This is a genomic window from Azospirillum sp. UENF 211521 (assembly GCF_058780535.1).
This window is the reverse complement of the sequence record NZ_JBSNCF010000002.1, coordinates 1106868-1120771: the sequence shown is the minus strand read 5'-3', so window position 1 is coordinate 1120771 and position 13904 is coordinate 1106868. Positions and strand designations below refer to the sequence as shown.

At 69.9% G+C, this 13904-nt stretch carries 14 protein-coding genes; 6 read left to right on the top strand and 8 right to left on the bottom strand.

Annotated features, from left to right (window positions below):
- Positions 1 to 90 precede the first annotated feature (90 nt).
- On the bottom strand, positions 91 to 570 hold the full coding sequence (locus ACWPN5_RS21885) for a DUF721 domain-containing protein (RefSeq protein WP_014198352.1): 480 nt from the start codon (positions 568 to 570) through the stop codon (positions 91 to 93).
- Positions 571 to 726: 156 nt separating this feature from the next.
- Between ACWPN5_RS21885 and mutY the strand changes: the two genes are divergently transcribed.
- The 4 genes from mutY to ACWPN5_RS21865 all read left to right on the top strand — a co-directional run bounded on the left by mutY (position 727) and on the right by ACWPN5_RS21865 (position 5295).
- Positions 727 to 1809: an A/G-specific adenine glycosylase gene (gene mutY / locus ACWPN5_RS21880; protein ID WP_492297342.1), complete on the top strand. Its 1083-nt coding sequence runs from the start codon at positions 727 to 729 to the stop codon at positions 1807 to 1809.
- Positions 1810 to 1860: 51 nt separating this feature from the next.
- Positions 1861 to 2628 carry a DUF1194 domain-containing protein gene (locus tag ACWPN5_RS21875; RefSeq protein ID WP_492297340.1) on the top strand — a complete coding sequence of 256 codons (768 nt, stop codon included), beginning with the start codon at positions 1861 to 1863 and terminating at the stop codon, positions 2626 to 2628.
- Between the two features lie 158 nt (positions 2629 to 2786).
- Positions 2787 to 4664 (top strand): PAS domain S-box protein, encoded by a 1878-nt coding sequence (locus ACWPN5_RS21870; protein WP_492297338.1) that lies wholly within the window; start codon positions 2787 to 2789, stop codon positions 4662 to 4664.
- Positions 4555 to 5295, top strand: coding sequence for a sensor histidine kinase (locus ACWPN5_RS21865; protein WP_492297337.1), 741 nt, complete (start codon positions 4555 to 4557; stop codon positions 5293 to 5295). The genes ACWPN5_RS21870 and ACWPN5_RS21865 overlap by 110 nt, the downstream gene beginning before the upstream one ends.
- 4 nt (positions 5296 to 5299) lie before the next feature.
- On the opposite strand, the gene ACWPN5_RS21860 is transcribed toward ACWPN5_RS21865, so the two are convergent.
- The 4 genes from ACWPN5_RS21860 to ACWPN5_RS21845 form a co-directional block, all read right to left on the bottom strand.
- Positions 5300 to 5683: a dihydroneopterin aldolase gene (locus tag ACWPN5_RS21860; RefSeq protein ID WP_246653798.1), complete on the bottom strand. Its 384-nt coding sequence runs from the start codon at positions 5681 to 5683 to the stop codon at positions 5300 to 5302.
- Positions 5684 to 5816: 133 nt separating this feature from the next.
- The gene (locus ACWPN5_RS21855; RefSeq protein ID WP_145680954.1) at positions 5817 to 6902 is read right to left on the bottom strand and encodes a site-specific DNA-methyltransferase; all 1086 of its coding nucleotides are present in this window, start codon (positions 6900 to 6902) and stop codon (positions 5817 to 5819) included.
- Between the two features lie 90 nt (positions 6903 to 6992).
- Positions 6993 to 7667, bottom strand: a complete 675-nt coding sequence (gene rnhB, locus ACWPN5_RS21850; RefSeq protein ID WP_492297334.1) for a ribonuclease HII — start codon at positions 7665 to 7667, stop codon at positions 6993 to 6995.
- Positions 7664 to 8440: a cyclic nucleotide-binding domain-containing protein gene (locus ACWPN5_RS21845; RefSeq protein ID WP_247888104.1), complete on the bottom strand. Its 777-nt coding sequence runs from the start codon at positions 8438 to 8440 to the stop codon at positions 7664 to 7666. The genes rnhB and ACWPN5_RS21845 overlap by 4 nt, the downstream gene beginning before the upstream one ends.
- A 205-nt stretch (positions 8441 to 8645) precedes the next feature.
- Between ACWPN5_RS21845 and ACWPN5_RS21840 the strand changes: the two genes are divergently transcribed.
- Positions 8646 to 9143 carry a YchJ family protein gene (locus ACWPN5_RS21840; protein ID WP_145680951.1) on the top strand — a complete coding sequence of 166 codons (498 nt, stop codon included), beginning with the start codon at positions 8646 to 8648 and terminating at the stop codon, positions 9141 to 9143.
- A gap of 240 nt (positions 9144 to 9383) precedes the next feature.
- Positions 9384 to 9962, top strand: coding sequence for a cold-shock protein (locus ACWPN5_RS21835; RefSeq protein WP_014198362.1), 579 nt, complete (start codon positions 9384 to 9386; stop codon positions 9960 to 9962).
- A gap of 206 nt (positions 9963 to 10168) precedes the next feature.
- Here the strand turns inward: ACWPN5_RS21835 and ACWPN5_RS21830 are convergent, their stop codons facing one another.
- The 3 genes from ACWPN5_RS21830 to hypE form a co-directional block, all read right to left on the bottom strand.
- Positions 10169 to 11617: a S41 family peptidase gene (locus ACWPN5_RS21830; RefSeq protein ID WP_145672587.1), complete on the bottom strand. Its 1449-nt coding sequence runs from the start codon at positions 11615 to 11617 to the stop codon at positions 10169 to 10171.
- Positions 11618 to 11934: 317 nt separating this feature from the next.
- Positions 11935 to 12657, bottom strand: a complete 723-nt coding sequence (locus ACWPN5_RS21825) for a sugar transferase (protein ID WP_145680950.1) — start codon at positions 12655 to 12657, stop codon at positions 11935 to 11937.
- 174 nt (positions 12658 to 12831) lie between these two features.
- Positions 12832 to 13878, bottom strand: coding sequence for a hydrogenase expression/formation protein HypE (gene hypE / locus ACWPN5_RS21820; protein ID WP_145680948.1), 1047 nt, complete (start codon positions 13876 to 13878; stop codon positions 12832 to 12834).
- Positions 13879 to 13904: the final 26 nt, after the last annotated feature.

Here is a 13904-nt window from a genome sequence, read left to right as displayed (position 1 = left end):
ATGTTGATGGTATAATCGAAACTCCCCTTTTGCGGCAAGAGTATGGCCCAGCCCGAGCCGGCTCCCGCGCACGAGGGGATGGCGTGATGGCTAGCGGCGCCGGGGCGCCGGACGCGGGCGGGCCAGCAGCGAGCGTCCGAAGCGCTCCAACGTGGCCCGCAATTCCTCGTCCTCCACCGTCGCGGTGGTGGTCATCACCGACAGCTCCTCGTCCATGGTCAGGTCGCGCGGGCGCACCGTCGGCTTCTGGATGGTCAGCGGGGCGGCGTGGATCAGCTTGATCTTCGCCACCGCGCGGTAGCCGAAGAAGCTGTTGATCCGTTCCACGATCTGCGGTTCCAGATGCTGAAGCTCCAGCGCGATGGCGCCCATGGCGCGGATGTGCAGGACGGCGTCCTCCCGCTTGCCGCGGGGAAAGCTCAGCTTGTCGGGGGCGGTGCGCAGGCTCAGCTGGTGGCCGACGATGGACGGCCAGTCGTTGATGAGCGAGCCGAAGGCCAGCCCGCGCTTGCCCAGCGCCTTTCCGGCCACCTCGGGGACGGTCTGGCCGATACGCCGCGGTCCGTTCATGTCAAGGCTTCCTGGTCTGGGCTTCCTGGTGATCGTCCGCGCACCCTAGCGCAAGCGGGCCGGACTTCGCCAGCGCCCCCGCGGGTGCCCCTTTCTCGGCAGGCCTTTATCGGCGGCCCTTTATCGGTGTCTGGGTTCGCCCTATGTCTTGCCGCCATGAAGACGCCTCCCCACACCGCCCCAAAGAGCGCCCCCAGGGACGCCGCCCAACGGCTGCTCTCCTGGTACGATCACAACCGCCGCGACCTGCCCTGGCGCGCCAAGCCGGGGGAGGTCGCCGACCCCTACCGGGTCTGGCTGTCGGAGATCATGCTGCAGCAGACCACGGTGCCCGCCGCCGCGCCTTACTTCCGCGCCTTCACGGAGCGCTGGGCGACGGTGCGCGACCTCGCGGCGGCGCCGCTGGACGACGTTCTGGTGGCCTGGGCCGGCCTCGGCTACTACGCGCGGGCGCGCAACCTGCACAAATGCGCGCAGGTGGTGGCGACGGAGCGGGCGGGGCGCTTCCCCGACAAGGAGGCGGCTCTGCTGGAGTTGCCGGGCGTCGGCGCCTACACCGCGGCGGCGATCACCGCCATCGCCTTCGGCCACAAGGCGACGGTGGTGGACGGCAATGTGGAGCGGGTGGTCTCCCGCGTGTTCGCCGTCGAGGAACCGCTCCCCGGCGTGAAGCCCAAGCTGCGCGCGCTGGCCGCCCTCCTGACGCCGGACGAGCGGCCCGGCGACTACGCCCAGGCGATGATGGATCTCGGCGCCACGGTCTGCACGCCGCGCAAGCCGAAATGCATGCTCTGCCCCTGGTCGGACTGGTGCGCCGCCCGCGCCGCCGGCATCCAGGAGCAGCTTCCCCGCAAGGCCGCCAAGGCGGACAAGCCGACCCGGCGCGGCGTCGCCTTCTGGCTTCTGAACCCGGAGGGAGCCGTGCTGCTGCGCCGCCGGGCGGAGGAGGGACTGCTGGGCGGTATGACCGAGGTGCCCTCCACCCCCTGGGCCGGCCACGCGCCGACCGAGGCGGAAATCGCGGCGGCGGCCCCGCTGGACGTGTCCTGGCGCCGGCTGCCGGGCGTGGTCCGCCATACTTTCAGCCATTTTCACCTCGAACTTGAGGTCGTCGCGGCCAAGGCCGGCGACGGCTGGCGGATGGCCGAGGGGCTGTGGGTTCCGGTGGACCGGCTGGGCGGGCAGGCCCTCCCTTCCGTCATGATGAAGGTGGTGCGTCACGCCCTGGCTCACGCATAGACGGGGCGCACGCGTAAACGGCACGCGAAAACGGACGGTGGACGGAGCGAGATGAGGCGGCGGACGATTTTGGCGCTGCCGGCCTTCCTGGCCGGCGCGTGGCTTGCCGGGTCCTTGCGGGCGGAGCCGTCCCAGCGGGCGGAACCCAAGGCGAAGAAAGGGCCAGCCCCGGTTCCCGCCGGGCGCCGCGTCGCCCTGGAACTGGTCCTGGCCGTCGACGGGTCGGCTTCCATCACCGACGGGGACCTGGAATTTCAACTGCAAGGTCATGCCGCGGCCTTCCGCGATCCGGACGTCCGCGACGCGGTCGTCGCGGGTGGCGCCGCGGCGACCCTGGTGGTCTTCTCAGGCCCGCACAGCCTGCGTGTCCTGGTGCCCTGGACGGCCCTGACCAACGCGGAGGAGGTGACCGCCTTCGCGGACCGGATCGACAAGGCGCCGCGCGGTTTCCAGGGCGATTCCACGGCGCTGGGCAGCGCCATCGAGGGATCGGCGAAGCTGTTCGCCGGCAACGGCTTCGACGCCGGACGCAAGGTCATCGACATCGTGTCGAACGGCTTCTCCAACAGCGGCCCGGACCCCGCGGGCGTCCGCGACCGGGTCGAGCGGCAGGGAATCACCATCAACGCCCTGGCCATTCTCGACGAATTTCCCTGGCTGGAAGAGTATTACCAGGAGAATATCGTCGGCGGCATGAATTGCTTCGTGAAGACGGCGATGGACCGCGGCAGTTTCGTCGAAGCGCTCCGCCAGAAACTCATCCAGGAGATCGCCATTCTTCCTGCGCCGGGTTCAGTTATCACCGCAGCCAACTTTTGAGCGCCGTCGCCCGGCGGCCCCGAATTTTGGAAAATCGTCTGGTGAAATGAGGCCGGGAGGGGCTACCTTACCCTTGCGTGCAGAGGGATGGGGATTGTGTCCGCTCCGGATGTTTTCGGGCATTCCCTGCATCCTGATTCGTGTTGCGGAACGGTGGGATGGACGATCGGAAGTCGGCGGGGCCGGGCGACATCGCGGTTGCGGACATCGTGGCGGCGGCCGGTGCCGCGGTCGCCGGGAAGGCCGTTGCCCAGACTGTGGTGTCCCCTTCCGATCTTCCATCGACACCCGTCCTTCCCTCGGCGGCCGGCCGCCGCGCGTGGAAGCCGAGCCTGCAGCATGTGGCGATGGCGCTGGCCATCGTTGCGGTCCTGGCGCTGGGGGCGCTGACCGCGGCGGTCGGATCGACCTTTCTCGGCATCATCGGGATCGCCGAGGAGGCGCGGACCACCACCCTGCCGCTCCTCGACGCCCGGCACCGGGGCGCCCTGGCCGCCGCAGACCTGGAGCGGCTGGCCGAGGTCGTCCTCAACAGCCGCGACCGGGCCCGCCGCGTCGCCGCCCTGGACGAGGCGGAGGCGCTGGTCACCCGGTTCGCCCAACGGCCGGATGCCGGCGTCCTGCAGGGATTCGAAAGCGCGCTGAACGCCTTGCGGCGCGACAACCACCATGCCGATCTGCTCGACGCGCTGTCCGCCAGCATCCGTGAGCATCTGGCCGGGGTGGACGATGCGCTGTCCGGCGCCACCGCGCTGCTGGCCGAGCCCGACAAGGCGGTCCAGGACTATGCCTTTCTCAGCAACCTGTTCCATTTGCGCCAGCTTTACGGGCAGGCCACGGCCAGCGAAACGCCGGAGCGGCTCGCGCTGGTCGACGGCGACATCGTCGGGCTGCTGCGCAACCAGCAGGCCCTGCTGGACAGCCTGTCCAGCATGAGGACCGGACCGGCGGTCCAGCCCAACCGCCTCGCCATCCTTCTGGATCGCTTTACGGCGGCGCGCGCGGTGGTCGACCTGCAGCGCGGGCGTCTGTCCGTTCTGGCCCAGGTCCCGCAGGACGGCGATCCCGCCTATCGCCACCTGAGAACGCTGGCCGACGGCCTGTCCGGCGATGCCGCCGCGCCGGGTCTGCTGATGACTGACCGCATCGTCGCGGACGGCCGGCGTGGCTTGTGGGTCGGGATGGCCGGGCTCGCCGCGGGCGTCCTGCTGGTGGCGATCGTGATGGCGCTGCTGCGCCGCCATGTGGTGGGTCCGGTGCTGCGGGTCGGCGACGCGCTGTGCGCCTTGCCGGAACAGCCGCAGGCGGTGGCCCTGCCGCCCGCGGCGCTGCAGGAGGTCGAGGGCCTCGGCACCGCGGTGGGGCGGTTTGCCGGAATGATGGTCGCGTTGCGCCATCAGAATGCGGCTTTGCAGGCGAGCGAGGGGCGGCTGAACGCCATTCTGCGATCCTCGCCTTTCCCCATCGTCATCGCGCGGAGCGGCGACGGCCGCATCCTGTTCGCGAACGGCCCCGCCGCGGAGCTTCTGGAGACCAGCGTCTCCGCTCTGCTGGAACGCACGCTGCCGGATTTCCTGGAGGCCGCGGCCGATTGGGAGGGGATTGCCGACGCTCTGTTGCGCACCGGGCGGCGCCCGGACGCCGAGGCGCGCCTGAGAACCGCGGAGGGGCGCCCCTTTTGGGGAGCGCTGTCGGCGATGGCGATGGATCACGACGGAGTCGAGGCGCTGTTCCTGGCTCTTCGCGACATCTCCGCGCGCAAATACGCCGAAAAGGCACTGCTGGCCGCGATGGAGGAGGCGGACCGCACACGCCGCGACCTCCGTCAGGCCCAGAGGAGTTCTCGTCCAGGCGGAGAAGCTGGCGTCGCTGGGGGCGCTGGTCGCCGGCGTGGCCCACGAGATCAGCACGCCCGTGGGAATCGGCGTGACCGCCGCCAGCCATCTGTCCGAGCAGGCGCGGCAGTTCAAGGCCGACGCGGCCGGCGGACCGTTGCGCCGCCGGGAACTGGAAGAGTTCGTGGACCGGGTCGATGAAGGCGCTTCCCTGATTCTCGGCAACCTGGAGCGGGCCTGCACGCTGGTGCAGAGTTTCAAGCAGGTGGCCGTCGACCAGACGTCGGAAGCGCGGCGGCCCTTCGAACTGCGCGGCTATCTGGAGGGCGTGCTGGGCAGCCTCGCCCCGCAGATGAAAGGCGGCGGGCATCGGGTCACGCTGGAGTGTCCGGACGGGCTGATGATGGACAGCTATCCCGGAGCCCTGTCGCAGGTGGTGTCCAATCTGGTGATCAACGCGCTGCTGCACGCCTTCCGGCCCGGCGTGCCGGGCACCATCGCCATCGCGGTGCGCGCCGACGGTCCGTTCTCCGCCGGTGCCGCGGGCGTCGTGCTGGACATCGCCGACGACGGCCGCGGCGTTCCGCCCGACCACATCGGGCGCATCTTCGAGCCCTTCTTCACCACGCGCCGCGCCGAAGGCGGCAGCGGGCTCGGCCTGCACATCGTCCACAACATCGTCACGGAAATTCTTGGCGGGCGCATCGCCGTGGCGTCGCAGCCGGAGGCCGGCTGCCGCTTCACCATCCATCTGCCGCTGACCGCGTCACCCATGGCGCCGTCGGCCATCGCCGCCGGCCGCGTCGCGGTGGCGGAGACGGTGCCCGCCTGACCGGTCAGGCCCGGGCGCGCTCGATCTCGACGCCGACGCTGGCGGCGTCCGGGAACACGTCCAGCTTTTCCACCCGCACCTTGACGCTGGCGATCCGCTCGTCGGACAGGCAGCGTTCGGCGATCCGTTCGGCCAGCGTCTCGATCAGGGTGACGTGACCCTGGCTGACCAGCCCTTTCACCACCGCCGCCATGTCCTCGCCGGTGACGCCGGGGGCGGCGACGTCCAGGTCGAGGCTCAGGCGGATGCGCTGCGGCTTGATCCGTTCGTGGGCATAGACGCCGATCAGCGCATCCATGACCAGATCGCGCACGAAGCAACGGGTGGAAAGCGCCGCCGGGGCCGAGCGGGGCGCCGGAGCGGTGACGGTGGCGAAGAGCTTGTTCATGGCGCACACGCCTATCACGCCGTCCCCGTCCTGCCAAGGCATGCGGGCGGCGATCGGTGAAGGGCTTCAATGCCGGATTGGCGGGATCGGGGCGGCGTCCACGGCCGCCCCGTGCCGCATCCGGCGGGAGGCGTCAGGCGGACCCTTCGGACCGGATGCGCTCGCGCAGCACGTCGATGGGACGCAGGTCGCCGCCGTCCTCATAGTGCCAGAAGGTCCAGCCGTTGCAGGCCGGCAGCCCGGCCATGGCGGCGCCCACCTGATGGATGGAGCCGCGATGCTCGCCGCGCGGGCCGGCCCCGATCAGCGTGCCGTCGGCGCGCACGCGGGCGACCACCCGGCGGCGCAGGTCGAACAGCGACGTGCCCGGGCGCAGCAGGCCGCGCTCCACCACCCAACCGAAGGGGATGCGCGGGGCCGACCGCTTCGGCGGCGTGTCGAGGACGGCGGCGTCGGGCGCCTCCTCCACCGCCTCGATGCGGGCGGTGGCCGCCTTGGCGTAGGTCGCGTCGCGCTCCAGCCCGATCCAGTTGCGGCCGAGCCGCTTCGCCACCGCACCCGTGGTGCCGGTGCCGAAGAAGGGGTCCAGCACCGTGTCGCCGGGGCGGGAGGAAGACAGGATGACGCGGTACAGAAGCGATTCCGGCTTCTGCGTCGGGTGGGCCTTGCGGCCGTCCTCGTCGCGCAGACGCTCCGCGCCGTTGCAGATCGGCAGCAGCCAGTCGCTGCGCATCTGCAGATCGTCGTTCAGCGCCTTCATGGCGTCGTAGTTGAAGCGGTAGCGGGCGTCCTTCTCGCGCGAGGCCCAGATCATGGTCTCATGCGCGTTGGCGAACCGCGTGCCGCGGAAGTTTGGCATCGGGTTGGTCTTGCGCCACACGATGTCGTTCAGAATCCAGAAGCCCAGATTCTGCAGCGTGGCGCCGACACGGAAGATGTTGTGGTAGCTGCCGATCACCCACAACGAACCCTCGGGCTTCAGGATGCGGCGGGCCGCGGCGAGCCAGTCCCGCGTGAAGCGGTCGTAGGTCTCGAAATCTTCGAACTTGTCCCAGTCTTCTTCCACTCCGTCAACACGCGAGTGGTTCGGGCGCAAGAGTTCGCCCCCCAGCTGGAGGTTATAAGGCGGATCGGCAAAGACAAGGTCCACCGATTCAGCCGGCATTTCATTCATGAGGGCGATGCAATCGCCCACGAGAATTTTGTTCAGGGGGAGCATTGACGAAACCAAAACAGCGAATCAGTCGTTGGGACAATGATTCGCCGTCGAGTCGCCGTCAACTGATTTCTTGCGCCGGAATCGCGGCGGTCAGCCGGCCCGTTCGATTTGGGCGCGGACTGGTGCAAAAGTGACTCGGTGGTGGGGCGTCACGCCGTGGCGGCGCAGCGCCTCCAGATGCTCCGGCGTCGGGTAGCCGGCGTTGCGGTCCCAGCCGTATTCCGGGTGAAGCTCGGCCAGCCGCATCATCGCGCGGTCGCGCGCCACCTTGGCGACGATGGAGGCGGCGGCGATCGACTGGCTGCGCCCGTCGCCCTTGACGATGGCCTCCATCAGGCAGGACAGGGCGGGCTTGAACTTGCCGTCGATCAGCGCGACCGCGGGCGGCTCGCCGGGCAGCGCCTCGTAGGCGCGCTTCATGGCCAGCAGCGTGGCCCTGTGGATGTTGAGCGCGTCGATCTCCGCCGCGGACGCCTCGGCGAGCGCGACGGCCAGGGCGTGGGCGCGGATCTCCGGCTCCAGCGCCTCGCGGGCGCGCAGGCTCAGCGCCTTGCTGTCGTTGATGGCGCGGGCCAGCGCGTCGGGCAGGCCGCCGGCCGGCAGCACAACGGCGGCGGTGACCACCGGGCCGGCGAGCGGGCCGCGCCCGACCTCGTCGATGCCGCAGACCAGCCGCCCCTGGCCCAAGGCGATTTCGAAGGACAGATCGGGCTGCGGGCGGGGGACTTTGACGCGGACGGCTTTGGTGGTGGTCTTGGACGTCATGGGGAGTCGGTTCTTGCGGGTTCGGCGTGGTGGGGCAGGAGCCGTCCGCCGGACAGCTGCTCGATGTAGATGCGCGTCAGCGAGCGCAGGATGGGCGGCATCGTCTCGATGGCTTTGGCGAACTGGTCCTTGCGGATGATTTCGCAGACCGTGGCCTCCAGCGCAACGACCGTGGCGGCGCGCGGCCGGTGGGCGAGGAGGGCCAATTCCCCGAAGATGCGCCCCGGCCCCAGCACGCCGAGGTCGGTCCCGTCGCGACGAACACCGACCGAGCCGGACTGGATCAGGTAAGCCGCCGTTCCCTCATCCCCCTGGCGGAAGAAACTGTGGCCGTTGCGGAACATGCGGCGGTCCGCCACCGTGGCGAAGGAATCGGAGGAGCGGATCGCGGCCCCCCCCTCCTGCCGTTCCGGCTGGCACAGGCCATAGCTGCGGCGGATTGCGGCGACGAGGCTCTCCAGCAGGTAGGAGGCCAGCGGCGGGCAGCGCCCGCGCAGCGCGCGGAAGGTGTCGCGCGACAGTTCCACCGCCTCGACCGCGGTGAGGGCGCGCACCGTGGCGCTGCGCAGCCCGTCGTCCAGCAGCGCCATCTCGCCGACGATGGCGTTGGCGCCGACGGTGCCCAGGCGGCGCGGGCCATCCGGGCCGTCCAGCAGGACCTCAAGCTCGCCCGACTGGATCAGCCATGCGCAGTCCCCGGCCTCGCCCTGGCGGATCAGCACGGTGTCGGCGGCGATGCGCCGCGTGGGAAGGTCGGGTCCGCGTCTGGTCATCACCGGTTCCATCGCTCCGGGCCGGCCGCCCGCGTTCCATGGAGATTAGCGCGAATACCGCTCCGGTTCAGGCGAATTTGCGGCGGCCAATTCGCGTCGCCCCGTCGCGAGATCAATCCACGTGGTCAAGGGGTTGGCCGTGAGGCTTGGCGGGGCGCGCCGGCTGCGCTATGCATGGCGCCCTCAAATCGAGAGGCCGGAAGTCATGACCACCACCGCCACCACCGAATGCCCCTGCCGTTCCGGCAAGCCCCTGGACGCCTGCTGCGGCCCCTATCTGGACGGCAGCGCGCCGGCGCCCACCGCCGAAGCGCTGATGCGGTCGCGCTATTCGGCCTTCGCCTGCGGGAAGATCGACTATCTCCAGGAGACGCTGCTGCCGGAGACCCGCGAGGACTTCGACCGCAAGGAGATCGAGACCTGGGCCGCCAACAGCCAGTGGACCGGCCTGGAAGTCCGCGCCACCGAGGCCGGCCGGGCGGAGGACGAGGAGGGCGTGGTCGAGTTCGTCGCCCACTTCACCATGAACGGCAAGCCGCAGAAGCACCACGAGACCAGCCGCTTCGCCAAGCGTGACGGCCGCTGGTACTATGTGGACGGCACGCTGGGCGCCCGCCCGCGCAGCGGCCCCAAGGTCGGCCGGAACGATCCCTGCACCTGCGGCAGCGGCAAGAAGTACAAGAAGTGCTGCGGAGCGGCCTGACGGCCCGCTCCAGATGCGGTCTTGAGGGGCTGTTCTTGACCGGCAATCCGCCGATTCTCGCAGCAATTGCGATATTTTTGGTCGCCCGGTGACCGCCGGGCGGCGTTCGGCCGGGTTTTGGCCGAATCTTTCTTTCCGCCACGCGCGTTCTCAATTGAAAAGCGCGGCGGAACGGATCATCTTCGGGGGGCCATGTTCCGCCGGTTGGGGCATGGCCTATCACGACAGATGAGACCACGTATGTTCGACCGTCCGCAGCGCAACAGCTTCCGCGCTCCCGAGATCACCCAGCGCAACATCCGCGCCACCGTCAAGTGGTTCAACGCGACCAAGGGCTTCGGCTTCGTCACGCCCGAAGACGGCTCGCCGGATGCCTTCCTGCATTCCACGGTTCTGCAGTTCTGCGGACACGACAGCCTGCCCGAAGGTGCCACCATCACCTGTGACCTGTCCCGCGGCCCGAAGGGCCCGCAGGTCGCCACCATCCACGACGTCGACACCTCGACCGCCAGCGAGTCCCCGCGCCCGGCGGCGCGCGCTCCGCGCAGCGACAGCTACGGCGGCGGCTACGGCGGCGGCAGCAGCTACGGCGGTGGCGCCGGCGGCGCCGAGGAGACGGTCGACGGCACCGTGAAGTGGTTCAACGTGTCGAAGGGCTTCGGCTTCATTGCCCCGTCGACCGGCGGCAAGGACATCTTCGTCCACATCCGCGCTCTGGAGCGTTCGGGCCTGGACGTGCTCGCCGACGGCGAGCAGGTGCGGGTGACCGTCCGCCAGGGCGTCAAGGGTCCGGAAGCGCAGCGCGTCGAAGTGGTCTGACGTCGAACAGCCGGCTGTGAGGGGGCGGGGCGGACCCATCCCCACACACCCGGTCGCGGAAGCAGCACCATTCCCATCACCGTCACGATCCACCCATAGGGTCTGAAACGGTGCGCGGGGCACAAAGAAAAAGCCCGCCGTTCCAATGGAACGGCGGGCTTTTTTGTTTGATCCCGCTTTGCCTGATCCTGGGAAAAGGACGGTTTTTACGGCCGCCCGATCAGCGTGCCCATCAGGCGGGTGCGGATGGCCGCGACGGCGCAGTCCAGCGGGCGGTCGGCGTCCGGCTTCGACGGGGCGGCGGCGACGTCCGGGCAGAGGTCCTCGATCCGCCAAGCGCGCGGCGGCGGCGGCGGGGTGGCGTGCGGGTCGCAGGTCGCCGGGTCCGGATGCGTTTCCTCGCTGTTGTCGTTGGCCGGCTTGATCTCCAGGTTCGGCGACACGCCGAAGCAGTCGACCAGCCCGCCCGACGGGCGGAAGTAACGCGCCGTGGTCAGGCGGATGCCGATGTCGCCGGACAGCGACGAGATGGTCTGCACCGATCCCTTGCCGTAGCTGCGCGTGCCGAACAGCAGCGCCCGGCTGTGGTCCTGCAGGGCGCCCGCGACGATCTCCGACGCCGAGGCCGACCCGCTGTTGATCAGCAGGACGATGGGCAGCCCGGCCAGCAGGTCGCCCGGCGTGCCGGTGTAGCGGCGGTTCTCGTCCGGATCACGGCCACGCACCGACACGATGTCCACCGCCTCTAGGAAGCGGTCGGCGACGTTCACCGCCTGATCGAGCAGGCCGCCGGGGTTGTTGCGCAGGTCCAGCACCGCGCCGGCCAGCCGGCCGTGGGCCTGCCGGCGCATTTCCTCCACCGCCTCGTCCAGCGCGTGGGAGGTCTGCTGGTTGAAGGCGGCGATGCGGATGTAGGCGACGTCGCCCTCCAGCCGGTAGCGGACGGGCTGGATCTTCACGATGGCGCGGGTCAGCGACACGCGGAACGGAGCGTCGGGGCCGCCGTTTCCGTTGGTCCCGCCGTTGCGGCGCATGGTCAGGGCGACGGAGGTGCCGACCGGACCGCGCATGCGGGCCACCGCATCGCGCAGATTCATGCCCTTGACCTGGGCCTCGTCGATCCGGGCGATCAGGTCGCCGGTGCGCAGCCCGGCGCGGGCGGCGGGGGAGCCGTCGATGGGGGACACGACGCGGATCAGGCCGCTGTCGTCGTCCATCGTCACCTCGATCCCAAGCCCGCCGAACTCCCCCTGGGTCTGCTCCCGCATGTAGCGGAAATGCTCCGAATCGAGGAAGGCCGAATAGGGGTCGAGCGAGGTCAGCATCGCATCCAGCGCCGCCTCGGTCAGGACCCGGTCGGTGGCCCCCGGCTCCTCTTTCTTCTTCTTCTGGAGGCCGGCGACGGCCTTTTCGACCAGCGCCTGCGGCGTGCCCGGCTTCACATGCTCGGCCAGCACGCGGCGCAGGACGTCGGAGAAGAGGAGGTAGTTGCGGTCCGCCGGGGACGGGAGGGAGGAGGTGCCCTTGGCCTTCGCGAACTCCTGCCGGTAATGGTCCAGCGCGATGCTGGTGTCGGCACGGGAGGCGGGCACCACCGCGCAGGCGGGTCCCATCGCCACCATCAGCAGCAACAGCGCCGCCAGCAGTTTCGCCATCCTGCGCCCCTCTTGACTGACCGGCCCGGCCGGTGGAATCAAAGCCATCAACGCGACTGCAAGCCTTATTGTACCAGGGGTTTCGCCTGCCGGACGCCCAAGGCCGGTGCATGTGTGCGTCTGTGCAGCGGAACATGGCCTTCCGGCCGGTCCCGCCGGTCGTCCATTCGCAACCTAGCACGTTGACCGGGCAATCTCAAATCCTGCCCCCTGGTGCCGCGGGACCCGTCGCCCCGCTCAGGATAGGATATATGTCTCCACCCGTCGCGCCGCCACTCTCCGGGCGGGGGAGAGGGCCGGCGCGGGGATTCTACGCCTTAATAGGCACCTTTTCCGCTGAGCATCACGCCGACCGTCCGCAGCAGGATGCGGAAATCGCCCCAGAAGCTCCAACCCAGCAGATAAGCGGTGTCGAGCTGGACGCGCTGACCATAGTCCACGTCGTTGCGGCCGCTGACCTGCCACAGCCCGGTCAGGCCGGGGCGGCAGAGCGTGTAGAAGGGGAAACAGACGTGATAGCGCGCCACCTCCTCCTGCACGATGGGGCGCGGGCCGACCAAGCTCATGTCGCCGGTCAGGACGTTGAAGAGCTGCGGCAACTCGTCCAGGCTGGTGCGGCGCAGGAAGCGGCCGATCCAGGTGATGCGGGGATCGTTGCGCAGCTTGCGCGTGGCCTCCCACTCGGCGCGGGCCTCCGGGTCGGACTCGATGTGCTTCTCGAAGACCTCCGGCGCGTTGACGACCATCGAGCGGAATTTCAAGCAGGTGAAGTCCCGGCCCTCGGTCCCGATGCGCCGATGGCCGAACACCGCGGGGCCGCCGTCCAAGGTGATGAGCAGCCCGACGATCAGCATCAGCGGCCCGAAGAACAGAATCAGCCCGACCGCACCGACGAGGTCGAAGGCCCGTTTCACCCGGTTGCGGTGCAGCGGTTCCATGGCCGGCAAGCGCGCGACCAGTTCCGCGGCGGACGCCGTGCCGGCGAGCGTCGCCGGTTCCAGCGGTGCAGCACCCAACTGGATGGACTGCGGAATACCCATCGATCCCCCGTACTCACAATTCGGCTGGCGGAAACACGACCGCCTTCCGGGGGAGGCAACGCGTGAGGCGCGTCCGGGGTCCCCCGGCCGGGATGATCCGCCGCAGTTCCATCGCGGTACGCCGGCCGGCGATGGCGGGGCCAACGGGGTGCCACTTCCGGTGGAAGCGCGGGCTCAGCAGATGCGGGGAAGCTGCTCGCCGGACAGCCAGTCGACGATGCGCTTGCCGCCGAAGCGCGTCTCCATCTGCACGAAGCGGTGGGAATCCTCGACCACCGTGCCGACGACGGCCGCTTCGGCCCCCAGCGGATGGGCGCGCATGGCCGCCAGCAGGCGGTCGGCGTCCTCCGCCGCGCAGATGGCGATCAGCTTGCCCTCGTTGGCGACGTAGAGCGGGTCGAGCCCGAGCAGTTCGCAGGCCGCCGCGACCTCCGCCCGCAGCGGGATGTCGGCCTCGCGCAGCAGCATGCCGACCCCCGACTGGTGGGCGATCTCGTTCAGGGTCGTCGCCAGACCGCCGCGGGTCGGGTCGCGCAGGACGTGCACGTCCGGCACCGCCGCGACCATGCCGGCGACCAGCCCGTGCAATGCCGCGCTGTCCGAGCGGATGTCGGTCTCGAAGCTGAGATTCTCGCGGGTGGACATGATGGCGACGCCGTGGTCGCCCATGGTGCCGCTGACCAGGATCGCGTCGCCGGGCCGCGCCCGCTCGCCGGACGGGGCGACGCCGGGGGGCACCACGCCGATGCCGGTGGTGGTGATGAAGACGCCGTCGCCCTTGCCGCGCTCCACCACCTTGGTGTCGCCGGTGACGATGGACACGCCGGCCTCGCGCGCGGCGCGGGCCATGCTGTCGACCAGCCGCTTCAGGTCGGCCAGCGGGAAGCCTTCCTCCAGGATGAAGCCGGCGGTCAGGTAGAGGGGCACGGCCCCGGCCATGGCGACGTCGTTCACCGTGCCGTGCACGGCCAGCGACCCGATGTCGCCGCCGGGAAAGAACAGGGGCGAGACGACGAAACCGTCGGTCGTCACCACCATGCGCCCGGCGGGCGCGTCGAAGGCCGCCTGATCGTTGCCCTGGTCGAGCAGCGGGTTGGCGAAGGCGGCGGCGAACAGCTCCCGCACCAGCTGGGCCATGGCCTTGCCGCCCGACCCGTGGCTCATGTCCACGGCGCCGCGGGCGAGGTCGAGCTTGCGGGTGAAGAGACGGCGGTCGGTCATGGCGGGGTCCACAAGGTCGGGCGGCG